A 22,179-nucleotide genomic window follows, 5' to 3' on the forward strand; every position below is an offset into this window, starting at 1 on the left:
AAGCCCCGCACGGTTTGAATCGTGCGGGGCTTTTTTATCGCTGTCCGGTACGCCGGCCCTCCGTCACCGCTGCCCGAACCACCGGTCGAAGCGCCGCGTGTAGTTCAAGTCGACGCCCTGGAACGTGCCGCCGTACGCGGACACCGACCAGAAGCGCGTCAGGTTGATCGTCGCCTTGAACGCGTTGCTCGCCGATTGCAGCCCCTGCTCGAAGCCGAGCACGAACCGCTCGTTGATCGCCTTCGACACCAGCACGACCTGCGGATCGGTCAGTCCGACTTCGCTGCGGCCGACCGACACCTCGTCGAGACCGAAGGTCTGCGCGACCCGCTTGCCGGTCACGCTGCCGAGCAGCCCGAGCGCCGCCGTCATCGCCCCCTGCTGACCGACGTTGTTGCCCTGGTCGGTGCCGTGCCCGAACAGCAGCCACGACAGCTTTTCGTTGTCCGTCACGTTCGGCTCCGACACGAGCTTGACCGTCGGCGACTGGATCGTCCCCGTCACCTGCACGCCAGCCTCGACCTCCTGGTTGCGCCGCATCGCGAGGATGTTGACGCCGGGGTTCGCCACCGGGCCGTTGAACGTGAAGAAGCCGTTCTCGACCGCGAGCTTGCGGCCGAACGTCGTGTACGTCGAGCCCTCGGTCACGCGCACGTTGCCGATCGCGCGCAGCGGCACGCCCGGCGCGCTCATTACGGTGATCGTGCCGCGCAGCCCGAGATCCGCACCGTGGCCCTTGAAGCGGAAGTTGTTGCCGAGCCCGACGTCGATGTTCGCGCGCGGCGCCAGCGACGGCGCCGGCTTGTTCTCGACCGGCTTCGGCTTCGCGGCCGCGGTGCCGGTGGGCGTCTCGCCGCGCACCGTGCCGTCCGGCTGCACGATCACGACGTCGTCCGACAGATGCGGCGCCGATTGCTCGGGCAGGTCGAACAGCGCGCGATCGACGACGAACTTGCCGTCGATCGCCAGCGCGCCGCGCGGCCCGTCGTTCGCGACGGTGGCCTTGCCCGACAGCGACAGCTTGCGATCCGGCGCCGCGAACAGTTCGAGCTTGTCCGCGACGATGCTCGCGGTCAGGTCCGGCGCCTCGCCGTCGAGGCGCACGCGGCCGAGCGCGCGCAGCGTGCCGTCGCCGCCGTGAAACTCGACCTGCTGAAATTCGACGAGGTTGTCCGACAGCTTCACGCGCACGATGCCGTCCTTCAACTGGACGCCCTGGTCGATCAACGTCGCGGACAGCTCGTCGCCCGTCAGCGTCCCCGACAAGTTCGGTTTCACCGGCGTGCCGGACACCGTCAGCTTCAGCGCCGCGCGTCCGCCGAGCAGGTAGCTCGGGCCGAACAGGTTGCCGGTGGTCTTCAGCGCCGGGATGTCGGCATCGATGCGGCCCGACAGCGGACCGTCGTCGACGATGCCGAACACGCCGTCGCGCAGCGCGAACGGCACCGTGACGTTCGCGTCCAGCGTGCCGATCCGGCTCGCCTTTGCGAGCCCGGTCACGTTGAGCCGGTTGCCGGGCGCGAAGCTCGCGCGGGCGGACAGGTCGGTCAGGCCGAGCGACGCGATGCCGCGGCCGGTCTCGATCGTCACGTCGCCGCCACGGCGCTTCACCTGCACGTAGCCCGTCGCGTTCACGCCGAGCGAGAAATCCCAGTCGGCATCGAGCACGACGTCGGTGCGCACCGGCGGCCGCTGGCCGGTCAGCACCTGGCGAACCTCGAGGAAACGCGCGACCGATGCGCCGGTCACCGAACCGGCCGAGCGCATCTGGCCGCGATCGAACACGAACGATTTCAGGTCGATCGCCGCGCCTTCGAGCGTGAGCCGCGTCGCGCCGAGCGTCACGCGGCCGGCGCCGGCCGAGATCGTCAGCGGCGCCTGCAGCGCAAGCGCCGGCGTGCCGCGATTCGCGAGCCGCGTAACGGTGCCGTCCCAGCGCATGCCGTCGCGGTTCTCGACCACGCCGCCGTTCGCCGCCAGCGTCAGGTCGATCACGCGGCCGCCGGCCATTCCGAGCGCCGACGCGTCGAGCGTGTGCTTCGCGCGCGTGCCGTCGAGGTTCGCGCGCAACGACTTCAGCTTGAACGAGCCGAGCGCGATGTCGGCCGCGTCGGCCGTGAACACGAGCGCGCCGTGCGCGCCGTCGCGGATGTCGGCGCGGCCCTGGGCGGTGCCGATCCGGTTCGAACCGACGACGACGTGCTCGGCCTTGTAGGTGGCCGTCACGTTCGGATGCGCGAAGCTGCCGGTCAGGTCGCCCTGCGCCTGCACGAGCCCTTCGACGCCGAAGCCGAGCCGGTCGAGCTGCGGCGCGTCGACGACGAAGCGCAGCCGGTCGCCGGGTGCGCCGAAGCTGCCGCGCAGGTCGACGTGGTTGCCGGCGATCGACAGGTTCGCGTTGCTCGGCAGAATTCGTGAGCCGGCGAGCTGCACGACGCCGGCGCCGGTCAGCGGCACGCCGTCGTACAGGCTGTCGGCGAGCTTGAAGGTCGCCTTCGTCGATACCTGCGGCGCGAACGCGCCCGACGCGGTCAGCGTGCCGGACACGCGCGTCTCGCCGCGCTTGGCCGGCGCCTTGGCCGCTTTCGCAGGCGCCTTGCCGCCCGCCTTCGGCGCGCTCATCGCGGCGAGCAGCAGCGGATCGAACGCGGTCAGTGTCGCCTTCGCGTCATAGGTCGAATGCGCGTCGTGGCGGAACACGCCCGTCAGGTCGATGCGGCCCTTGCCCGCAGTCACGCGCGTATCGGTCAGCACGGTCTGCTGCTGCGTCAGCGCGACCTTGGCCCGCGCGCCGAGCGCGAGCTTCGGGTCGTTCAGGTTGAAATCGACGGTCGTCACGTCGCCCGCGAGCGTGACGCCGAGCGGGCCGCCGAGGCGCATCGGCCGCAGCTCGGCGACGAACGCGTTCAGGTCGAGGTTCGCGACCTTCAGGTCGAAGCGGCCCTTGCCACCCGCGAGCGTGCCGCCGCCGGTCACGCTGCCGTCGCGGATCAGTTTCAGCGCGAGACCGTCGATGCGCTGCGCGTGCGCGTCGAGATGCACGCTCGCGTGCGCGTCGATCACCGGCAGCAGATGGTCGCCGAGCGTGCCGGGTTTCGCGTTGACGATCGACACCGGGCCCGTCACCGCGAAGCCCTTCGCGGGCGCCGCGCCGGCCGGCGCGCTCACCGGCGCGAGTTCCGCGCGCACCGCGAGATCGGCCGCAGGCGCGCCGGGCGACAGCGCCTGCGGGTTCACGTGGTCGAACGCGAGCGACGCACGCGTGAGCGGCACCGTGCCGAACGGCGCAGCCTCGACGTGCGCGCGCCCGTTCAGCTTCATCCCGCTCGCGGAGACGTCGGCGACGAGCGCTTCGAGCGACCCCGACACGTTCGCGCTCGCGTTGACCGGTTCATCGGCGAGTTTGCCCACGTAGGTGGCGTCGCCCGTCAGCGCGAACGGCTTCACGCCGTCGAGCTTCGCGCGCGCGGTCAGCGCGCCGTACGGCGTATCGACGCCGTCGAGCACGAGTTCATGGTGGCGGCCGTCGCTGCGGCCGTTCAGCGCGAGATGGTCGAGCTGCGTCGTCGACGCGCCTTCGTGAATGGCGAGGCGAGCGACGCGCAGGTCGTCGATCCGCACCTGCAGCGGCAGGCTCAGATTCTGCGGCGTCGTACTCGGCGTCGACGGCCCCGGCACGATCCGCACGTCGATCGTGCCGGCGCGCAGATAGGCGACGGACAGCCGCCACGGCGCGCGCGTCAGTGCCCAGCGGCCGTCGAGCCGGTCGATGCGGACCTCGGTGCCGGTGCCGTCGGGGCTGGTCCATGCGAACCCGCGCAAGCGCACGCCGGTCGCGAGCGAGCCGCCTTCGAGCGTGCCCGCGAGCCGCGTGCCCAGCACCTTGCCGGCTACCTGCCACGCGAGCCGCGTGCCGCGCTCGGTCGTCACCGCGCCCAGCACGAGCCCCGCCGCCAGCATGACGAGCAGCACGACCGTCGCGAGCGTCCACGCGACGGCCCGCCACGCGCGGCCGCGGCGCGGCACGCGCGGCGGCGTGCCGGGCGCGCCGTCGGGCGAATCCGGATCGTGAGGCGGCGGCGTGTCGTTCGGGTCCTTCGTCATGCGGTTCGTCGTGCGGTCGTCGTCAATAGGGCGGCAGGTTCAGAAAGCGATGCCGAGCGTCAGGTACGGGCGCACGCTGTGGTTGCGCAACCCGTACGCGACGTCGACGTTGATCGGACCGACCGGGCTGCGCCAGCGCGCACCGACGCCCACGCCCGGGTAGAACACGCGCTCGCCCCACGCATCGGTCGCGGTGCCGATGTCGAAGAACGTCGCGGCGCCCCAGTCGCGGTTGAACCAGTGCTGGTATTCGGCCGTCCCCGTCATCAGGTACTTGGTCGGCAAGACGGAGCCGTCGACGCTGTTGCCGATGCTCTGGTAGCCGTAACCGCGCACCGAATTCGAGCCGCCGGCACGGAACAGCAGCGACGCCGGCACGCCGGTCGAACTGCCGCTCGTGAACACGCCGCCGAGCTCCGCGCGGAACACGAACAGGTCGCGCTTGCCGATCGGCAAATACTGCTGCCCGCGCGCGTAGCCGCGGATGAAGGTTTCGTCGGCCAGCACGTGCTTGACCGCGAAGCCGGCCTCCGCGTGAATCAGGTTGCCCGAGCGCGGAAACAGTGGATCGTCGACGTTGCGGCGGGTCCACGCCCACTGCGGCACCAGCGCGCGGCTCGTGGTCGGCCCCGCGCCGTTCTGGTCGAGCCGGTCCTGGTAGTACATCAGCGAATACGCATAGTCGATGAACTGGCCGGTGCGCGTGCGCTGCGCGCCGATCCGCGCGCTGTAGATGCGCGTATCCGACACGTTGGTGTTCGTGTACGACGCGAGCACGCTGTTGGTCCAGCCCTTCTCGCCCGGCGGCATCGACAGCTGGACCTGCCCGTACTGCTGGATCTGGTCGACCCGGCCCGACACGGTCAGCGGCCACGCGGCGCCGAACGTGTCGAGATACGTATAGGAACCCTGCACGTGCGGCCCGGTGTCGGTCGCGAAGCCGACGCCGCCGCGGATGTTGTTGTACGGAAACTCGCTGACCTTCACGTGCACGGGCGTGCGATCGGGTTTCGACGTATCGTCGCCGACGTCGATCGCGACGCTCGCGTAGTACGGCGTGTTCTGCAGCTGCCGCTGCAGTTCGGTGATCCGCCGCACGTCGTAGATCTCGCCTTCCGACAGCGGATTGACGTTCGTGACGATCCTTTCCGGATAACGGCGCACGCCGTCGACGTCGACCTTGCCGATCGTGAACGTCGGACCGCTGTCGAACGCGACCGCGAGCGTCGCGCGCTGCGTGCGCGGATCGATGCGCGCCTCGGACGACGCGATCTTCGCGCCGAGATAGCGGCGCGACTGCAGTTGCCGGAGCGCCGCACCCTTCGCGTCGTCCCAGTCGGACTGCGTGAACGGGTCGCCCGGCTTCATCGAGAACGCGAACCGCGTCGCGGTCTCCTGCTTCGGATCCTCGGTTTCCACCGGCCCCTTGAACGTCAGGTCGACCGTCGACACGACGGTCTGCTTGCCCGGATCGACCGCGATGCGCACGTCGCGCTTGCCGTCGCGGGTGCGCACGTCGGTGCGCACGACCGGCGAGAAATAGCCGGCCGTCGCGGCCAGGTCGCGCACCTGCTGCGGCGTGGCGGTCACGAGGAAGTCGAACTGGTCGTCGCTGATGTCGTCGCGCTTCGCGAAGCGGGCGATGTCGAGATGCGTCTTCAGGAGCTTGCGGATCGAGCGCGGCGCGTCGATGTCGACGTCGTACTTCGCGTGGGCCGGCAGCGCGAAGCACGCGGCCAGGCAACCCGCGAGGGCCGCCCGCGCGACGCGGGCCGCGGCGTCGGCGCGATCGCGTGCCGCGCGCCGGCCCGCGTGATGCGCCGTGTGTGCTTGCTGGTTCGACTGCCCCGCCAAATATGACCTCGCCGTCCTGGTGTGTTACGGTTTCGTGGAAAACCCTGTATTTGACCACAGGGCGCCGACGTCACGGCCAAACGATTGTGAAAGAGTGCCAAGGCCGCGGCAGGGCCACCGCACGACGCCCGCCAGCGCCGGCCCGCGGATTCGACGCTCGATTGGCGCCGGCTGTTCCCCGCGATGCGGTAAAATCCCGCCATCGAGAATCCGGCGCATCGTGCGCCGCCCGAAACGGAAGATCCAGCCATGCCGTACCAGTCCGACGTCACGCAGTTCCTGAACCAGCTCAAGCAGCAGAAGCCGACGCTCGAGGAAGAGCAACGCAAGGGCCGTTCCCTGCTGTGGGACAAGCAGCCGATCGATCTCGAAGAGCGCGCCGAGCAGCAGGAATCGCGCGTGAAGCAAACGTCGTACGTCTACTACCAGAACTTCTGACGACGTGAGCGCCGCCGACGAGGCCAGCGCCGCCCGGCAGGACGACGCGATCGCCGCGCCCGCGGGCGCCGATTCGACGCCCGACACGGTCGACGGTGTCGCGGCGTTCGCTCGCCTGTACGGCGAGCCGCTGTTCAAGCTGCCGCAGGATCTGTACATCCCGCCCGACGCGCTCGAGGTGTTCCTCGAGACGTTCGAAGGCCCGCTCGACCTGCTGCTGTACCTGATCCGCAAGCAGAACTTCAACGTGCTCGACATCCCGATGGCGCAGGTCACCGCGCAATATCTGGGCTACGTCGACCAGATCCGCACGTCGAACCTCGAGCTCGCGGCCGAGTACCTGCTGATGGCCGCGATGCTGATCGAGATCAAGTCGCGGATGCTGCTGCCGGTCAAGAAGGCCGACACCGGCGAGGAAGCCGAGGATCCGCGCGCCGAACTCGTGCGCCGGCTGCTCGAGTACGAGCAGATGAAGCTCGCCGCGCAGCGGCTCGACCAGTTGCCGCAGCTTGGCCGCGATTTCCTGCGCGCCGAGGTCTACATCGAGCAGAGCGTCACGCCGCGCTTTCCCGACGTGAATTCGGACGACCTGCGCGCCGCGTGGGCCGACGTGCTCAAGCGCGCGAAGCTCGTCCAGCACCACAAGATCTCCCGCGAGGAGCTGTCGGTGCGCGAACACATGAGCCTGATCCTGCGCCGGCTGCAGAACGCGCGCTTCATGGAATTCGCCGAGCTGTTCGACACGTCGCGCGGCGTGCCGGTCGTCGTCGTGAACTTCATCGCGATGCTCGAACTCGCGCGCGAATCGCTGCTCGAGATCACGCAGGCCGAACCGTTCGCGCCGATCTACGTGCGTCTCGCTTACCTGCCCGCGTAAGGGCCGCCCCGCCGCTCCCCGTTCCCCGGTGTATCCCGACGCTCGACGCTTCGCCGCGGCGAATGGCCGTCCGGCGGGTATCCGGCACGTCCCACTATAAAGTGAACGATCGTTCTTTTATCGATGCGTCGCGCGGCCAAATCCTCTACAATCCGCCGACACCCGATGCGCCGCCCGCGCGCCGGCGTTCTCCGCTTCGACCCCGATGCCGCTGCCGCGGCGTCAACGCGCGCCTGCGCGAGGAACCCGCTACCCGATCATGAAAGTCATCAGCTCGATCCAGGAACTGCGCGACCAGCTGCGCGGACAGAACCGCACGGCGTTCGTGCCGACGATGGGCAACCTGCACGAAGGGCACCTGTCGCTGATGCGCCTCGCGCGCCAGCACGGCGACCCGGTCGTGGCGAGCATCTTCGTCAACCGGCTGCAATTCGGCCCGAACGAGGATTTCGACAAGTACCCGCGCACGCTCCAGGACGATATCGAGAAGCTGCAGCAGGAAAACGTGTACGTGCTGTTCGCGCCGACCGAGCGCGACATGTACCCTGAGCCGCAGGAATACCGCGTGCTGCCGCCGGACGATCTCGGCGGGATCCTCGAGGGCGAGTTCCGGCCCGGCTTCTTCGCCGGCGTGTGCACGGTCGTCACGAAGCTGATGTCCTGCGTGCAGCCGCGCGTCGCCGTGTTCGGCAAGAAGGACTACCAGCAGTTGATGATCGTGCGCCGGATGTGCCAGCAGCTCGCGCTGCCGGTCGACATCATCGCCGCCGAAACCGTGCGCGACGACGACGGCCTCGCGCTGTCGTCGCGCAACCGCTACCTGACGACCGACGAGCGCAACGAAGCGCCCGAACTGGCGAAAACGCTGCAGCGCGTGCGCGACAGCGTGCTCGGCGGCGAACGCGATCTCGGCAAGCTCGAGCAGCATGCGCACGCGCACCTGGCCGAACGCGGCTGGGTGCCCGACTACATCGCGATCCGCCGCCGCGCGAACCTGATCGCCCCGAGCGCAGCCGAACTCGAAGCCGGCGAACCGCTCGTCGTGCTCGCGGCCGCGAAGCTCGGCGCGACGCGCCTCATCGACAACCTGGAAATCTGACGCGCGGCCCGCCGCGCCTCTCACGACGCATCACGGAGACACCATGCAGCGCCACATGCTCAAATCGAAGATCCACCGTGCGGCGGTCACGCACTGCGAACTGCACTACGAAGGTTCGTGCGCGATCGACGAAGACCTGCTCGAAGCGGCGGGCCTCATCGAAAACGAACGGATCGACATCTGGAACATCAACAACGGCGAGCGCTTCTCGACCTACGCGATCAAGGGCGAGCGCGGCAGCGGGATGATCTCGCTGAACGGCTCGGCCGCACGCCGCGCGCAGCTCGGCGACCTCGTGATCATCGCGGCATTCGCGATGGTTGACGAAGCGGAACTGCAGGCCGGCTGGAAGCCGAAGCTCGTGTTCATCGACGAAGGCAACAAGATCAAGGGCCACCGCGATCACGTGCCGACGCAGAACTGGACGTGACCTGAGCGGGGCACGCCCGCATGCCGCGGCATGCGGTGCAGCGATGCCGCCTGCGACCGAAGGGCCGGACACCGTACGCGACGGGATCCGGCCCTTCTCATTGGATGTCGCGCCGGCCGGACGGCCGGGCGTTCAGGACGCGGCCTTGACGGCCTTCTCGGCCTTCGGCGCGCGGCGCTCGGCCCATTCGACGATCGGCCGCCACTGTTCGAGATCCTTCTCGACGCGGCTTTTCGCGACATCCCACAGCGTCAGGCCGTGCGCGGCGATCTGCACGTAGTTCTGCGTGTCGCGCACGTAGCCGAGCACCGGCAGGCCGAGCCCTTCGACGAACCGGTGCAGCTGGTCGGACGAGCGCGTGCGCGCGTCGACCCGCATCCCGACGATCCCGACCTCGACGCTGCCCTTGCGCACGGCCTTCTCGCCGGCAAGGCGTTCCAGAAACTGCTGGGTCGCGAGAATATCGAACATCGACGGCTGCAGCGGCACGATCACCTTGTCGGCCAGTTGCAGCGCGACGTTGAGCCGCGTGCCGTGCAGGCCGGCCGGCGTATCGATCACCGCGTATTCGAGGCCGCGCGGCGGCTTCGACGGCGCCTCCGGATCGAGCGCCCACGCCTCGATCGCCGGCAAGCCGGCCGGCCGCAGGTCGAGCCACGCATGCGCGGACTGCTGCCGGTCCAGGTCGGCCAGCGCGACCCATGCGCCCTGCGCCGCGAAATAGCCGGCTAGATTGGTGGACAGCGTGCTCTTGCCCACGCCGCCCTTCGGATTCGCCACCACGATGACCGTCATGAATTCCCCCGAAAAAGCCGCGCGGCGCCGGCCGCATGGCAGGCGCCGCTCGATTGCGGATACAGGGAGCGATGATATCGGCAAACGGGGGGTCACCGGAACCGGTCGCACCGAACCTGTGCCCCTTTCGTCTGCTTTCCTTCACGTCACGCGCGCTGGACCGCGGCCTCCCGCGCGCCGAGCGCGAACGCGCCGCCGCCCAGCAGGGCCTGCACGGCCAGCGTGACGGCCCAGAACGCCGGATATTCCCAGCCGCCGTGCGGCGACGAGAAGCCCCAGCCGTTCGGCAGATGCGCGGCGACCGCGCCGAGCATGAACGGCAGCAGCACCAGCGCGGCGATGCGCACGCGGAACCCCGTGAGCAGCGCGAGGCCGCCCGCCAGTTCGACGAACGTGGTCAGGTACGCGAGCCAGCCCGGCAGGCCGATCGACGTGAAAAACTGCGCGGTGCCCGGCAGCGTGAAGACGAATACTTTCTGTGCGACGTGCGCGAGGTACAGCACGCCGAGGGCGACGCGCAGCAGCGTCGCGGCGAAATCGTTCAGGCGATTGGCGTTCATGACGGATTCCTTGGTGAGTGGATGGAATGGATCGCACTCTATTCGAATCCATTCGGCCGATAAACGCGCCAGCCCGCTTAAATTACCTCCATTCAGGAATGAATCGACGCAAAAAAAGGGCATGACCGATCATGCCCTGCGTCCTTCCTGCTCAGTAACCGCTCTTGCCTTGCGTGGCGTCACCGCCGGACTGGCCGCCGCCCGGCGCATACGAATCGCAGGCATGCGCGGCCGCGGACGCGCCCAGCAGCGCCGCGAGCAGGACGCTCCACCACCATCGAGCCCTCATCGTCGCCCTCCTTCGGGCGGACCTCCGCCCTCCTCTGTTGTACGCGATCGCGCGGAAAAAGCGAGAGTCGACCGGCGCGGTTTCAACGAAACTCGGCGTACAGCGCGTCGAGGTCGAGGTGCTCGGCGAACGTGTCGGCCAGCCGCTCGAGCGACGCCTCGCGCAGCGCCGGGTAGTCGATGCGGGCCGCGCCGTCGAGCCCCGCCCACGCGAGCAGCGCCGCGCAGGCGGCGGGCGCGTCGAACAGCCCGTGCACGTAGGTCGCGAGGATCTGGCCGTCGGCCGATCTCGCGCCGTCGGGACGCATGCCGTCCTGCGCGGCATCGGCGGCCAGCGTCAGCGCGGGCGTCGCGAGCGCCGGCCCGCGCGTGTCGCCCATGTGAATCTCGTAGCCGCGCACGGCCGCCGCGCCCGGCAGCGCGAGTCGACCGGTCACGTTCTTCAGCGTCTTGTCGGGCTGCAGCGTCGTGTCGAACTCGAGCAGCCCGAGCCCCGGCACGCTGCCGGGCGCGCCTTCGAGGCCGAGCGGATCGTCGAGCGTGCGGCCGAGCATCTGCATGCCGCCGCAGATGCCGATCACCTTGCCGCCGTAGCGCAGATGGCGCCGGATCAGCGCGTCCCAGCCCGCATCGCGCAGCCACGCGAGATCGCGCTGCACGCTCTTCGAACCGGGCAGGATCAGCAGGTCGGCGTCGGGCACGGGGCCGCTCTTCCAGTACGTGAATTCGATCTGCGGATGCGCGCGCAGCGGATCGAAATCGGTGTGGTTGCTGATGCGCGGCAGCGCGGGCACGACGACGCGCAACACGCCGGCATCGCCGCGGGCGGCGGCACTGCGCGCCTGCGCGGGCAGCATGTCCTCGGCGTCGAGCAGCAGCCCGTGCAGATACGGCAGCACGCCGAACACCGGCTTGCCCGTCTGCGCGCGCAGCCAGTCGAGCCCCGGTTCGAGCAGCTTGAGGTCGCCGCGGAAACGGTTGATCACGAAGCCGCGCACGCGCGCGCGCTCGCTGTCCGACAGGCAGGCGAGCGTGCCGACCAGATGCGCGAACACGCCGCCGCGATCGATGTCGGCGACGAGCACGACCGGGCAGTCGACGCGCTCGGCAAAGCCCATGTTCGCGATGTCGCCGTCGCGCAGGTTGATCTCGGCCGGGCTGCCGGCGCCTTCGACGATCACCGTGTCGTAACCGGCGCGCAGGCGCGCATACGACTCGAGCACCGCATCGAACGCGACCGGCTTGTAGTCGTGATACGCCCGCGCGTCGAGGTTCATGCGCGCCTTGCCGTGAATGATCACCTGCGCGCCGCGGTCGCTCGTCGGCTTCAGCAGCACCGGATTGAAATCCGTATGCGGCGCGACGCCGGCGGCCAGCGCCTGCAACGCCTGCGCGCGGCCGATCTCGCCGCCGTCGACCGTCACCGCGCTGTTGAGCGCCATGTTCTGCGGCTTGAACGGCGCGACGCGCACGCCGCCGCGGCGCGCGAGGCGGCACAGGCCCGCGACGAGCGTGCTCTTGCCCGCGTCGGACGTCGTGCCCTGGATCATCAGCGTGCCGCGCGGCCGCGGCTCGGGTGCATTCATCGTGTGAAAGGTGTCGCGAAGCAAAGGCGGCATTATCGCCCGCGCCGGGTCGCCCGCGCCGTTACAATCACGCGATGATTCCGCACGACCTCACCTTCGTCCTCGGCGGCGCGCGCTCGGGCAAGAGCGCGCATGCCGAGCGGCTCGCCGCCGACAGCGGCCGCCCCGTCACCTACATCGCGACCGCGACCGCCGCCGATCCCGAATTCGCGCAGCGCATCGCGCATCACCGCGCGCGCCGGCCGGCCGACTGGGGGTTCGCCGACGCGAGCGTCGATCTCGCCGGCACGCTCGCGCGGCTCGACGATCCGCACGCGTGCCTGCTCGTCGACTGCCTGACGCTGTGGCTCACGAACCTGCTGTGCCCCGCCGACGGCGCGCCGCTCGACGACGCGCAGTACGCGGCCCAGGTCGAGCGGCTCGAGCACGCGCTGCGCGGCGCGCACGCGAAGGTGATCGTCGTCAGCAACGAGATCGGGCTCGGCGTCGTGCCGCTCGGGTCGGTCACGCGCCGCTACGTCGACGAGCTCGGCCGCCTGAACCAGCGCGTCGCCGCGCTCGCGACGCGCGTCACGCTGCTGGTTGCCGGGCTGCCGCTCGACCTCAAGGCGGGCGCGCCGTCATGCTGATGCTGTCGCTGCCCGTCGTCGCGATGCTGGCGGTCGCGGCCGCGATCGTCGACCGCGCCATCGGCGAGCCGGCCGGCTGGCATCCGCTCGTCGCGTTCGGCCGCGTCGCCGCGCGCATCGAAGCCGCGCTGAACACGGGCCGGCGCGGCCGCGTGGTCGGCGTCGCCGCGTGGCTCGCGGCGGTCGTGCCGCCGGTGGCCGTCGCGGCATGGCTCGTCGCCGTGCTGCCCTGGCCGTTCGCGGCGGCGCTGCACATCGCGCTGCTGTGGTTCACGCTCGGCGCGAAGAGCCTCGCCGACCACGTCGCGCCGATCGCCGCCGCGCTGCTGCGGCACGACCTCGACGCGGCGCGCACGCTGACCGCGCGCATCGTGTCGCGCGACACGAGCAACGCGGACGAAGGTGCGCTGTCGCGCGCGGCCGTCGAATCGGCGCTCGAAAACGGCAACGACGCGATCTTCGGCGCGCTCTTCTGGTTCGTCGTCGCGGGCGGCCCCGGCGCGTTGCTGTTCCGGCTCGCGAACACGCTCGACGCGATGTGGGGTTACCGCACGCCGCGCTTCCTGACCTTCGGCTGGGCCGCCGCGCGCATCGACGATGCGCTGAACTGGATTCCCGCGCGCCTCACCGCCGCGAGCTACGCGCTGCTCGGCGACACGGCCGCCGCGTGGCGCTGCTGGCGCACGCAGGCGCACCACTGGGACAGCCCGAACGCGGGCCCCGTGATGGCCGCGGGCGCCGGCAGCCTGAACGTGCAGCTCGGCGGCCCGGCCGTCTATCACGGCGAGATCGAGGATCGGCCGGCGCTCGGCACCGGCGCCACGGCCACCGCCCTTCACATCGTCGCCGCGCTGTCGCTCGTCACGCGCACGCTCGCGCTGTGGCTCGCGCTGCTGGTCGCGAGCGGCGCACTCGTCATGGCCTCCCATCATGTCTGATTCATCCATCGCGCACGGCGGCAACCTGCACGAAGCCGCCCGCCGCCACGGCATTCCGTACGACGCGTGGCTCGACCTGTCGACCGGCATCAATCCGGTCGGCTACCCGGTTCCGCCCGTGCCGGCCGACGCGTGGCGCCGGCTGCCCGACGACGGCGACGGCCTCGCGGCCTGCGCCGCGCGGTACTACCATGCTCCCGACGCCGCGCACGTGCTACCGGTTGCCGGCAGCCAGGCCGCGATCCGCGCGTTGCCGGCGTTGCTGTCGGCCGGCGACGCAGGCGTCGCGGCGCTCGCGTACGGCGAATACGCGCCCGCGTTCGCGCGCCACGGCCATCGCGTCGTCGCGCTCGACATCCGCGCGGATACGCTGCCCGCGACGCTGCGCCACGTCATCGTCGGGAATCCGAATAATCCGACCGCCGAATTCGTGCCGACCGCGCGCTTGCTCGGCTGGCACGCGCAACTGGCGGCACGCGGCGGCGCGTTGATCGTCGACGAAGCGTTCGCCGATACGGGCGCGACGCCATCGCTCGCGCCGCAGGTCGATCGTCCGGGGCTCGTCGTGCTGCGCTCGGTCGGCAAGTTCTTCGGGCTGGCCGGGATCCGCGCGGGCTTCGTGCTCGCGGATCCCTTGCTGATCGCCGCGCTGCGCGACATGCTCGGCGCGTGGACCGTCAGCGGCCCCGCACGCCATGCGGTCGCCGCGGCATTCGCCGACCGCGCATGGCAGGCCGCCGCGCGCGAGCGGCTCGGGGCCGACGGCGAACGACTGGCCGCGTTGCTGCGCGCGCACGGCTTCGCGGTGCGCGCGACGCCGCTGTTCAGCTGGACCGACGATCCGCGCGCCGCGGCGCTGCATGCGGCGCTCGCGGCGCGCGGGATCTGGACGCGGTACTTCCCGACGCCGTCGAGCGTGCGCATCGGCCTGCCGGGCAGCGAAGCCGAATGGCGGCGCCTCGGCGATGCGCTCGCACATTGCGCACCGCTGCTGCGGCGGGCCTCCGCATGAGTTCACGCGTGTTCCATCGGCCGACGCCAGCCGCGCTGCTGGTCGCGCTCGCTCACGCGCCGCTCGTCCACGCCAACGTCACGACCCGCGACGACGCCGGCAATACGGTCACGCTGCCCGCGCCCGCGCAGCGCGTGATCAGCCTCGCGCCGCACGCGACCGAGCTCGTCTACGCGGCCGGCGGCGGTGCGAAGCTCGTCGGCACCGTCACGTACAGCGACTATCCGGCCGCCGCGCAAGCGGTGCCGCGCGTCGGCGACAACAAGGCGCTCGATCTCGAACGCATCGCCGCGCTGAAGCCCGACCTGATCGTCGTCTGGCGGCACGGCAACGCCGAGCGGCAGACCGACGCGCTGCGCGCGCTGCACATCCCGCTGTTCTTCAGCGAACCGAAGCATCTCGACGACGTGTCGTCGTCGTTGCGCCGGCTCGGCACGCTGCTCGGCACGCAACCGGCCGCCGATGCCGCCGCGGCCGCCTTTACGCGGGACATCGCGACACTGCGCGCACGCTACGCGGCACGCCCGCCCGTCGCGATGTTCTTCCAGGTGTGGGACCGCCCGCTGACGACGCTCAACGGCACGCACCTGATCAACGAAGTATTCGAACTTTGCGGCGGCCGCAACGTGTTCGCGTCGCTCAAGCCGCTTGCGCCGACCGTGACCGACGAGGCGGTGCTCGCGGCGAATCCGGAAGCGATCGTCACGACGAGTGCCGGCGCGACCCGTTCGAACGAACCGCTGCCGAGCCTCGCGCGCTGGCGCGCGTGGCCCGCGCTGACGGCCGTGGCGCGCAACAACCTGTTCGCGATCGACGGCGATCTGCTGACGCGGCCGGCGCCGCGGATCGCGCAGGGTGCGGCCGCGCTGTGCGAGGATCTGGAGGCCGCGCGTGCGCGGCGGCCGGCGCGCTGATTTCCGGCGGGTTGCGGTGCATCGTGCACCGGTGCCGGATGCGTGCGGTGCTCGAAACAGATCGCTCCGTGCGCAGCGCAGTTCACATGCAGACGCAAGTGCGCCTATGCATCCCAGTGCACGACTTCCCACGTTCGCGCGGCGCCCTCCCTGCGCAGCCACACCGCCCCGCCCGTCGGCACCGGCCGCGACAGCAACGTGTCGAGCGGCACGCGCAACACATGCGACGCGAATGCGCGGATCACGCCCGCATGCGTGACGACCCATTGCGGTCCGTCGAACGCCGCAACCGCATCGGCCTGCCGCGCCACCCGCGCGACGAATCGCGCGACGCTTTCTCCGCCGTGCGCGCACGCATGCATCAGGTCGGCCGCCCACGCATCGAGTGCGGCGCGGTCGATATCGTCCCAGCGCTGCATTTCCCACGCGCCGAAATCCATTTCCTGCCAGTCGTCATCGCCCAGCAGCGGTACGTCGAATGCCCGCGCGAGCCGTTCGGCAACCGACGCGCAGCGCGTCAGCGGGCTCGTCCGCACCTGTTCGGGCGACGGCGCACTTAGTTCCGCCAGATGCATGCGCACGGCCTGCGCGCCGCCATCGGCCGATTCGGCGAGCGGCACGTCGCTGCGCCCATAGCAGACGCCCGGCTCGATGCCGACGGCCGGATGACGGATCAGGACGACGTCCATCCGAGCACCACCAGATAGATCGCCAGTTCGCCCAGTTGCTGCGCGAAGCCGAGACAGTCGCCCGTATAACCGCCGATCCGCTTCACGAAATAGCGGGCCGCCCACGCGCGCACGAGCACGAGCGCCACGCAGGCGGCAACGCCCATGCGCCAGTCCGGCCAGAACAGCCACGGCAGTCCGAACACCGCCGCGACGCACGCCGCACGTGCGTCCATTCGTTGCGCGACCGGCTTCGCCTTGCCTTCGGGCCGCACGTAGTCGAGCGTCATCAGCAGGCTCACGGCCATCGCGCGGCTCGCCGCGTGCGCGGCGATCATCGTCCATGCGGCGCGCAGCGGCAGCATCGACGCCAGCGCCTGCCATTTCAGGCCGAGTGCGATCACGAGCGCAACGGCGCCGAACGTGCCGATCCGCGAATCGTGCATGATGCGCAGCACGTCGTCGCGCGTGTAACCGCCGCCGAACGCATCGCAACTGTCGGCGAGGCCGTCTTCGTGGAACGCGCCGGTCGCGAGCAGCGTCGCGGCCATCGACAGCCCGACCGCGATCGATGGCGGCAGCACGCGCAGCGCGACGAGATAGACGAGCGCGCCCCACGCGCCGACGCACGCGCCGACGAGCGGGAAATAGCGCGCGGCCTGGTCGAGATCGCCGGCCGCGTAGCCGATCGAGCGCGGCACGGGTACGCGCGTGAAATAGCCGAGCGCGACGAAGAAGTAGCGCAGCTCGGCGCGCATGCCGCGCACGCGCTCAGGCGTCACGATCGTCGACGCCGGCGGATTCGAAGCTCGCCATCTCGCTGAGGAACGCGGCCGCCGCGCGCACCAGCGGCAGCGCGAGCGCGGCGCCCGTGCCTTCGCCGAGCCGCAGGTCGAGCGCGAGCAGCGGCTTCGCGCCGAAATGCTCGAGCATGCGCCGGTGGCCGGCCTCGTGCGACGTATGCGAGAACACGCAGTAGTCGCGCACGCCGGGCGCGATGCGCTCGGCGACGAGCAGCGCGGCGGTCGCGATGAAGCCGTCGACGAGGATCGTCATCCGCTCGCTCGCGGCCGCGAGGTACGCGCCGGTCATCATCGCGATCTCGAAGCCGCCGAACGTCGCGAGCACGTCGAGCGGCGCGATCGCATGCGAGTGCTTGACGAGCGCGCGACCGAGCACCGCACGCTTGTGCGCGAGGCCCTGATCGTCGAGGCCCGTGCCGCGGCCGACGCAGGCGTCGATCGGCACGTCGAGCAGGCGGCTCATCAGGCACGCGGCCGACGACGTATTCGCGATCCCCATCTCGCCGAAGCCGATCACGTTCGTGCCGAGCGACGCGTGCAGGCGCACGCGCGCCGCGCCCGCGGCCAGCGCCGTCATCGCTTCTTCACGCGTCATCGCGGGTTCCGCCGCGAAGTTGCGCGTGCCACGCGCGACCGGAACCGACACCAGCCGGTCCGACAGCGGCAGCGGCGACGCGACGCCCGCATCGACGATCTCGAGCGTGCTCTGCGCGACGCCCGAGAACGCGTTGATCGCCGCGCCGCCGGCGAGGAAGTTCGCGACCATCTGCGCGGTCACCGCCTGCGGATAAGGGCTGACGCCCTCGGCCGCGATCCCGTGGTCGCCCGCGAACACGATCGTCACCGGACGCTGCACGACCGGCCGCTCGGTGCGCTGGATCAGGCCGATCTGCAGCGCGAGCGCCTCGAGCTGGCCGAGGCTGCCGGGCGGCTTGGTCTTGTGGTCGATCACATGCTGCAGGCGCGTGCGCAGCGCGTCGTCTAGCGGCGCGATCGCGGGCGGGAATTGGGTCGAAGTGGTCATCGAGGGGCCGTATGGTGGGCGCGGCATGCGCCGCGCATCGGAAAATTCGGAACGGGAAAGATCATTGTCGCGCGGGCCACGCCGGCAACAGCGCATCGCGGCCGTTCTCGCGGATCAGCACGAGCGGATAGCCGAACGCGTCGCTCGCGCGCTCGGGCGTCAGCACATCATGCACGCGGCCGGCCCACGCATGCCCGCGGCCGTCGAGCAACAGCGCATGCGTCGCGAAACGCCGCGCGAGATTCAGGTCGTGACACGAAAACATCACCGTACGCGGGCCCGCCGCGAGCCAGGCGGCCAGCGCGGTCAGGCAGTCGATCTGGTGATGCAGGTCGAGATGCGCGAGCGGTTCGTCCAGCAACATCAGCGGCGCATCCTGGCACAGCGTCGCGGCCAGCGCGACCCGCTGCCGCTCGCCGCCCGACAGCGACATCACGTCGCGCGACGCGAGCGGGTTCAGGTCGAATGTCGCGAGCGCCTCGCGCGCGGCCGCGCGGTCGCCGTCGCGCTCCCAACCCCAGCCGCCGAGATATGGAAAGCGGTTGAGCAGCACCGTGTCGAACACGGTCGCGCTGAACGCATCGTGCAGTTGCTGCGGCATCAGCGCGCGGCGCTGCGCGAGTTGCTCGGGACGCCATGCGGCAAGCGGCCGACCGTCGATCTCGACGTGTCCGCCGGCGGGCGGCTGCAGTCCCGCGAGCGTGGCGAGCAGCGTCGTCTTGCCCGCGCCGTTCGGCCCGGCGACGCACCAGATCTCGCCGGGGCGGAACGCGTGCGTGAAGCGGTCGAGCAGCGTGCGCGCGCCGGCCTTCAGCGTCAGGTCGACGGCCATGTAGCGCATGTCGCCGGCAGCGGCGTGCGGTGCTGCGGTGCCTGTCATCGCATCGGCCTCCTCAGCAACATCCACAGGAACACGGGCACGCCGATCAACGCGGTCATCACGCCCACCGGCAATTGTGCAGGCGCGATCGCGGTGCGCGCGAGCAGGTCGGCCGCCATCACGCCGCCACCGCCCGCGAGCATCGCGGCCGGCAGCAGCATCCGCTGGTCGTTGCCGAACGCGAGCCGCAACGCGTGCGGCACGACGAGGCCGACGAAGCCGATCGTACCGGCCGTCGTGACCGCGGCCGCGGCGGCCAGCGACGCGACGAGATAGATCCGCACGCGCAGCCGCGCGACCGGCACGCCGAGCGCCTGCGCGGTCGCGTCGCCGCGCAGCAGCACGTTCAGTTGCGGCGCGGCCGGCAGCGCGGCGCATGCGCTCAGCAACAGCGCGCCCCACGCGAACCACGGCGCCGTCGCGCCGTTCAGGTCGCCGGTCAGCCAGAAGATGAGGCCGCGCAGCCGTGCATCGGGCGCGAGCGACAGCAACAGCGTGACGAGCGCGCCCCATCCCGCCGCGATCACGACGCCCGTGAGCAGCAGCCGCGGCGATGCGTCGCGCGATTCGCCGCGCCACAGCTCGCGCCTCGCGAGACCGAGCACGAGCGCGACCGAGACGAGCGAACCGGCGAATGCGGATGCGTCGACGAGCCACCACGCGCCGCCCGCGATCATCGCGACGAGCGCGAAGCCGGCCGCGCCGCCGGACACGCCCAGCACGTACGGCTCCGCGAGCGGATTGCGCAGCAGCACCTGCAACAACGCGCCGGCCAGCGCGAGCAGCGCGCCGCACGCGAAACCCGCGAGCGCGCGCGGCAGGCGCAGCGTCCGGACGATATCGGCAAACAAGGTATCGCCGCCGTGCGGCACGAGCGACGCGAGCGCCTGCCACGGCGACATCGGCACGCTGCCGATCGACAGCGACGCGACGAACAGCAGCGCGACCACGGCGGCCAGCGCGGCCCAGATGACGGTGGCGCGTGCGGCGCTCATGCGGCGCACGGCCGCGCGCCCGACGCGCGGTGCATCCGCTTGCGGTGGCCGGCCGGGCGCGACAGGGGCGCGTGGCGAACGATTGGGGTCGGCATCGAAGAACGTTCCGTGAAGCATTGCGCGCCCCGCTTCCCCGCAGGCCGCGCGTCATGGAGCCCTTGCGGGCTCCCCGTCTCGGCCGGTATCCGGGCTGGCGGCGGTCCGGCTCGCCTTCCCGCGCGATGACGCGCAGTGGCCCGCGCCTGCGTGCGACCTGCACGCGAAACGCGCCCGAGCCGGCCTGCGTCACGCGACGCGGCCGCTTACCGTTGCGGGGGCAGCGCAGGTTGGCGCGCTCGCGGAGCCCGCACCCTGCTTCCCGTTTAACCGCGCATCCTGCGCGCGAGCACCGAGGCGGCGCCAGTTTAGGAGCCGGTCGCGCGAGCGTCAAGGAAGCGTCCGGACCGGCGTCGGACATGCCTATTCGCGGCAAGAAGCAGGGGTGTTACGACTGGAAACGTTACAGATGTCGGATTGCGCGGTATTCCGCGCTAAAATGCTGGGTCTTTAGAGGACGCAGCAAATGCTCAACGAACTCGAAACCCTGTCTCAAAATATTGGCCGTCTGATTTCGCTGAACAAGCGCTATCACTCGGAACGGCTCGCGCTCGAGGAGCAGGTCGCGCAATTGCGCGCGGAAGCGGATACGGTCCGCGCGGAACTCGCGCAGCTGCGCGACGAACGCAATGCGCTCGCGGCCGAGCGCGACACGCTGTCGGCGAAGATCGACGACGCCCAGGTGAAACTGAACGCGATTCTCGAAAAGCTGCCGCGCTCGAAGAGCGCGGAGCAAGCCGACAACCAGCTCGACCTGCTGGATGCGCAGGCGCGCACGGATGGCGATGACGCGGCCAGCCACGGAGAACATGCATGAGCACCAAGCAGATCGAAGTCTCGATTCTCGGTCAGCCCTATCGGCTCGCCTGTTCGGCCGAGACCGAAGCGGCGCTGCTCGAAGCGGTCGCGCGCGTCGATGCCGAAATGTCGAAAATCCGCTCGAACAGCTCGGTGCGCGGCACCGATCGCATCGCGGTGATGGCGGCGCTGTCGCTTGCGTCGGAATTGCTGCGGCTGCAAACGAGCGTGCGGCACGGTGAAGCATTTCCGGCGGAAGAAATCCGTCGTACAATGCACCAGATGAACGAACAGCTCGGCGCGGTGCTCGCACAGCACGAGACGCAGTAACGTTTGAAACGATGCGTCGATTCCGCTTGATCTCGACGGTCAACGGTGGTCAAATTGGCGCATCGAAACACAGTTCAGTCAGCTTCCCTGCCTGGTTCGCCAAGGTCATATATTCCTTGAACCAATGCCATGTGCACGGTTGCGGAAATTTGTAGCACGGGCGCGCGCGTCACTCTGTCTGATGTACCCGAAGTGCTGCTAACTGCGACCAATTCTGAACCTCAGGTTCAGGATGCCGGCCTAGCGGCCAAGGCGGGGGCCTATCCAACGGCATCGGGAACTCCCGATGCCGTTTCCTTTTTGAGGGGCTGTTTGCATGCGGAACGCGCATGCGAATGCCCGAAATCGCTCGCAGGGCAAGAAGTGAGGAGCGCCGTTTGGCCGAGCCAAACAAGTGACGAGCGACGCCGCCATGCGGGCGATTTCGGGCATTCCCGTGAATGGTATTTTTCGTTTGGGGTGCGCGTTCCGCATGCAAACAGACCCTCATGCCCCTTCTGCGTCGATTACGATCCATGCAATATTGGCTGATGAAGTCCGAACCGGACGAAGCAAGCATCGACGATCTCGCCAACGCACCGCAGCGCTCGCTGCCGTGGACCGGCGTGCGCAATTATCAAGCGCGTAATTTCATGCGCGACACGATGAAGATCGGCGACGGCGTGCTGTTCTATCACTCGAGCTGCCCCGAGCCGGGCATCGCGGGCCTCGCCGAAGTATCGTCCACGCCCTACCCCGATCCCACACAGTTCGATCCGAAAAGCCCCTATTACGACCCGAAATCGACGCAGGAAGCGCCACGCTGGCTGCTCGTCGACGTGCGCTTCGTGAAGAAGTCGCCGCTCGTGCCGCTCGCCGCGCTGCGCGAGCACGACGAGCTCGCCGACATGCGCGTGCTCGCCCGCGGCAACCGGCTGTCGATCACGCCCGTCACGCGCGCGGAATGGCGGTTCATCACCGAAAAGTTGATGAAGTAGGCGCCGGCCAAAAGGTCAAATCTGTTCAGTACGCACTGCCGCAACGGAACTCGCGGCGCTTTCGCGCAGCCTAAGCAACCGCTG

At 70.0% G+C, this 22,179-nt stretch carries 22 protein-coding genes, 1 other RNA gene and 1 riboswitch; of the genes, 12 read left to right on the top strand and 11 right to left on the bottom strand.

The genetic code is table 11. The features are described 5' to 3' along the window. Positions 1–63 precede the first annotated feature (63 nt). Positions 64–4,104: a translocation/assembly module TamB domain-containing protein gene (locus J8I33_RS06135; RefSeq protein ID WP_209933891.1), complete on the bottom strand. Its 4,041-nt coding sequence runs from the start codon at positions 4,102–4,104 to the stop codon at positions 64–66. A gap of 39 nt (positions 4,105–4,143) precedes the next feature. Next, a complete protein-coding gene (locus J8I33_RS06140; RefSeq protein ID WP_089488733.1) occupies positions 4,144–5,958 on the bottom strand; it encodes an autotransporter assembly complex family protein in 1,815 nt (604 codons plus the stop codon). Between the two features lie 249 nt (positions 5,959–6,207). Between J8I33_RS06140 and J8I33_RS06145 the strand changes: the two genes are divergently transcribed. The 4 genes from J8I33_RS06145 (at position 6,208) to panD (ending at position 8,802) form a co-directional block, all read left to right on the top strand. After that, positions 6,208–6,396 carry a DUF3460 family protein gene (locus tag J8I33_RS06145; RefSeq protein ID WP_006478107.1) on the top strand — a complete coding sequence of 63 codons (189 nt, stop codon included), beginning with the start codon at positions 6,208–6,210 and terminating at the stop codon, positions 6,394–6,396. Between the two features lie 4 nt (positions 6,397–6,400). Continuing rightward, a complete protein-coding gene (locus J8I33_RS06150; RefSeq protein ID WP_021164248.1) occupies positions 6,401–7,273 on the top strand; it encodes a ScpA family protein in 873 nt (290 codons plus the stop codon). A gap of 259 nt (positions 7,274–7,532) precedes the next feature. Then, a complete protein-coding gene (gene panC, locus J8I33_RS06155; RefSeq protein WP_089488927.1) occupies positions 7,533–8,372 on the top strand; it encodes a pantoate--beta-alanine ligase in 840 nt (279 codons plus the stop codon). Positions 8,373–8,415: 43 nt separating this feature from the next. Further along, positions 8,416–8,802 carry an aspartate 1-decarboxylase gene (gene panD, locus J8I33_RS06160; protein WP_006484038.1) on the top strand — a complete coding sequence of 129 codons (387 nt, stop codon included), beginning with the start codon at positions 8,416–8,418 and terminating at the stop codon, positions 8,800–8,802. 132 nt (positions 8,803–8,934) lie between these two features. On the opposite strand, the gene J8I33_RS06165 is transcribed toward panD, so the two are convergent. From J8I33_RS06165 to J8I33_RS06180, 4 genes are all read right to left on the bottom strand, one after another. Next, a complete protein-coding gene (locus tag J8I33_RS06165; protein ID WP_050012053.1) occupies positions 8,935–9,597 on the bottom strand; it encodes a ParA family protein in 663 nt (220 codons plus the stop codon). Positions 9,598–9,743: 146 nt separating this feature from the next. Next, positions 9,744–10,157, bottom strand: coding sequence for a DoxX family protein (locus J8I33_RS06170; protein ID WP_209933898.1), 414 nt, complete (start codon positions 10,155–10,157; stop codon positions 9,744–9,746). A 151-nt stretch (positions 10,158–10,308) separates the two neighbouring features. Then, positions 10,309–10,446 (bottom strand): hypothetical protein, encoded by a 138-nt coding sequence (locus tag J8I33_RS06175; protein ID WP_162838115.1) that lies wholly within the window; start codon positions 10,444–10,446, stop codon positions 10,309–10,311. Positions 10,447–10,528: 82 nt separating this feature from the next. Then, the gene (locus J8I33_RS06180) at positions 10,529–12,031 is read right to left on the bottom strand and encodes a cobyric acid synthase (protein ID WP_209926382.1); all 1,503 of its coding nucleotides are present in this window, start codon (positions 12,029–12,031) and stop codon (positions 10,529–10,531) included. Between the two features lie 74 nt (positions 12,032–12,105). Here J8I33_RS06180 and cobU point away from each other — a divergent pair, with 74 nt between their 5' ends. The 4 genes from cobU to J8I33_RS06200 are packed head-to-tail and all read left to right on the top strand — an operon-like array spanning position 12,106 to position 15,524. Continuing rightward, positions 12,106–12,660: a bifunctional adenosylcobinamide kinase/adenosylcobinamide-phosphate guanylyltransferase gene (gene cobU / locus J8I33_RS06185; RefSeq protein WP_050012055.1), complete on the top strand. Its 555-nt coding sequence runs from the start codon at positions 12,106–12,108 to the stop codon at positions 12,658–12,660. Next, positions 12,654–13,598, top strand: a complete 945-nt coding sequence (gene cbiB, locus J8I33_RS06190) for an adenosylcobinamide-phosphate synthase CbiB (protein WP_209933901.1) — start codon at positions 12,654–12,656, stop codon at positions 13,596–13,598. Before cobU ends, cbiB begins: the two co-directional genes overlap by 7 nt. Next, entirely contained in the window at positions 13,591–14,610 is a 1,020-nt protein-coding gene (gene cobD, locus J8I33_RS06195) for a threonine-phosphate decarboxylase CobD (protein WP_209933907.1), read from the top strand. Before cbiB ends, cobD begins: the two co-directional genes overlap by 8 nt. Further along, positions 14,607–15,524, top strand: coding sequence for a cobalamin-binding protein (locus J8I33_RS06200; protein WP_209933915.1), 918 nt, complete (start codon positions 14,607–14,609; stop codon positions 15,522–15,524). The genes cobD and J8I33_RS06200 overlap by 4 nt, the downstream gene beginning before the upstream one ends. 104 nt (positions 15,525–15,628) lie before the next feature. Here the strand turns inward: J8I33_RS06200 and cobC are convergent, their stop codons facing one another. From cobC to J8I33_RS06225, 5 genes are all read right to left on the bottom strand, one after another. Next, a complete protein-coding gene (gene cobC / locus J8I33_RS06205) occupies positions 15,629–16,213 on the bottom strand; it encodes an alpha-ribazole phosphatase (protein ID WP_124631627.1) in 585 nt (194 codons plus the stop codon). After that, a complete protein-coding gene (locus tag J8I33_RS06210) occupies positions 16,198–16,950 on the bottom strand; it encodes an adenosylcobinamide-GDP ribazoletransferase (RefSeq protein ID WP_050012060.1) in 753 nt (250 codons plus the stop codon). The genes cobC and J8I33_RS06210 overlap by 16 nt, the downstream gene beginning before the upstream one ends. A 13-nt stretch (positions 16,951–16,963) precedes the next feature. Next, on the bottom strand, positions 16,964–18,019 hold the full coding sequence (cobT, locus tag J8I33_RS06215) for a nicotinate-nucleotide--dimethylbenzimidazole phosphoribosyltransferase (RefSeq protein ID WP_050012061.1): 1,056 nt from the start codon (positions 18,017–18,019) through the stop codon (positions 16,964–16,966). A 61-nt stretch (positions 18,020–18,080) separates the two neighbouring features. After that, entirely contained in the window at positions 18,081–18,899 is an 819-nt protein-coding gene (locus J8I33_RS06220) for an ABC transporter ATP-binding protein (RefSeq protein ID WP_050012062.1), read from the bottom strand. Beyond that, on the bottom strand, positions 18,896–20,011 hold the full coding sequence (locus tag J8I33_RS06225) for an iron ABC transporter permease (protein ID WP_209933918.1): 1,116 nt from the start codon (positions 20,009–20,011) through the stop codon (positions 18,896–18,898). The genes J8I33_RS06220 and J8I33_RS06225 overlap by 4 nt, the downstream gene beginning before the upstream one ends. Positions 20,012–20,052: 41 nt before the next feature. Further along, a riboswitch (cobalamin riboswitch) is annotated at positions 20,053–20,302 on the bottom strand. A gap of 154 nt (positions 20,303–20,456) precedes the next feature. On the opposite strand from J8I33_RS06225, the gene J8I33_RS06230 reads away from it, so the two are divergent. The 4 genes from J8I33_RS06230 to J8I33_RS06245 all read left to right on the top strand — a co-directional run bounded on the left by J8I33_RS06230 (position 20,457) and on the right by J8I33_RS06245 (position 22,095). Further along, positions 20,457–20,807 carry an ATPase gene (locus tag J8I33_RS06230; RefSeq protein WP_006478092.1) on the top strand — a complete coding sequence of 117 codons (351 nt, stop codon included), beginning with the start codon at positions 20,457–20,459 and terminating at the stop codon, positions 20,805–20,807. Further along, positions 20,804–21,118 carry a cell division protein ZapA gene (locus tag J8I33_RS06235; protein ID WP_006478091.1) on the top strand — a complete coding sequence of 105 codons (315 nt, stop codon included), beginning with the start codon at positions 20,804–20,806 and terminating at the stop codon, positions 21,116–21,118. Before J8I33_RS06230 ends, J8I33_RS06235 begins: the two co-directional genes overlap by 4 nt. Positions 21,119–21,199: 81 nt before the next feature. Continuing rightward, positions 21,200–21,381, top strand: a non-coding RNA gene (ssrS, locus tag J8I33_RS06240) — 6S RNA. Positions 21,382–21,633: 252 nt separating this feature from the next. Beyond that, entirely contained in the window at positions 21,634–22,095 is a 462-nt protein-coding gene (locus J8I33_RS06245) for an EVE domain-containing protein (protein ID WP_006478090.1), read from the top strand. The last annotated feature ends 84 nt before the right edge of the window (positions 22,096–22,179 follow it).

This window comes from Burkholderia sp. AcTa6-5, assembly GCF_017815075.1.
In the GTDB taxonomy this organism is placed as follows: Bacteria; Pseudomonadota; Gammaproteobacteria; order Burkholderiales; family Burkholderiaceae; genus Burkholderia; species Burkholderia sola.

Coding starts and splice junctions, on each gene's coding strand:
- J8I33_RS06170 (WP_209933898.1), bottom strand. CDS start 10,157: ATGAACGCCAATCGCCTGAACGATTTCGCCGCGACGCTGCTGCGCGTC.
- cobC (WP_124631627.1), bottom strand. CDS start 16,213: ATGGACGTCGTCCTGATCCGTCATCCGGCCGTCGGCATCGAGCCGGGC.
- cobT (WP_050012061.1), bottom strand. CDS start 18,019: ATGACCACTTCGACCCAATTCCCGCCCGCGATCGCGCCGCTAGACGAC.
- J8I33_RS06175 (WP_162838115.1), bottom strand. CDS start 10,446: ATGAGGGCTCGATGGTGGTGGAGCGTCCTGCTCGCGGCGCTGCTGGGC.
- J8I33_RS06235 (WP_006478091.1), top strand. CDS start 20,804: ATGAGCACCAAGCAGATCGAAGTCTCGATTCTCGGTCAGCCCTATCGG.
- J8I33_RS06220 (WP_050012062.1), bottom strand. CDS start 18,899: ATGACAGGCACCGCAGCACCGCACGCCGCTGCCGGCGACATGCGCTAC.
- cobD (WP_209933907.1), top strand. CDS start 13,591: ATGTCTGATTCATCCATCGCGCACGGCGGCAACCTGCACGAAGCCGCC.
- J8I33_RS06225 (WP_209933918.1), bottom strand. CDS start 20,011: ATGCTTCACGGAACGTTCTTCGATGCCGACCCCAATCGTTCGCCACGC.
- cbiB (WP_209933901.1), top strand. CDS start 12,654: ATGCTGATGCTGTCGCTGCCCGTCGTCGCGATGCTGGCGGTCGCGGCC.
- J8I33_RS06210 (WP_050012060.1), bottom strand. CDS start 16,950: ATGCGCGCCGAGCTGCGCTACTTCTTCGTCGCGCTCGGCTATTTCACG.
- J8I33_RS06135 (WP_209933891.1), bottom strand. CDS start 4,104: ATGACGAAGGACCCGAACGACACGCCGCCGCCTCACGATCCGGATTCG.
- J8I33_RS06245 (WP_006478090.1), top strand. CDS start 21,634: ATGCAATATTGGCTGATGAAGTCCGAACCGGACGAAGCAAGCATCGAC.
- J8I33_RS06200 (WP_209933915.1), top strand. CDS start 14,607: ATGAGTTCACGCGTGTTCCATCGGCCGACGCCAGCCGCGCTGCTGGTC.
- J8I33_RS06145 (WP_006478107.1), top strand. CDS start 6,208: ATGCCGTACCAGTCCGACGTCACGCAGTTCCTGAACCAGCTCAAGCAG.
- cobU (WP_050012055.1), top strand. CDS start 12,106: ATGATTCCGCACGACCTCACCTTCGTCCTCGGCGGCGCGCGCTCGGGC.
- J8I33_RS06230 (WP_006478092.1), top strand. CDS start 20,457: ATGCTCAACGAACTCGAAACCCTGTCTCAAAATATTGGCCGTCTGATT.
- panD (WP_006484038.1), top strand. CDS start 8,416: ATGCAGCGCCACATGCTCAAATCGAAGATCCACCGTGCGGCGGTCACG.
- J8I33_RS06180 (WP_209926382.1), bottom strand. CDS start 12,031: ATGAATGCACCCGAGCCGCGGCCGCGCGGCACGCTGATGATCCAGGGC.
- panC (WP_089488927.1), top strand. CDS start 7,533: ATGAAAGTCATCAGCTCGATCCAGGAACTGCGCGACCAGCTGCGCGGA.
- J8I33_RS06165 (WP_050012053.1), bottom strand. CDS start 9,597: ATGACGGTCATCGTGGTGGCGAATCCGAAGGGCGGCGTGGGCAAGAGC.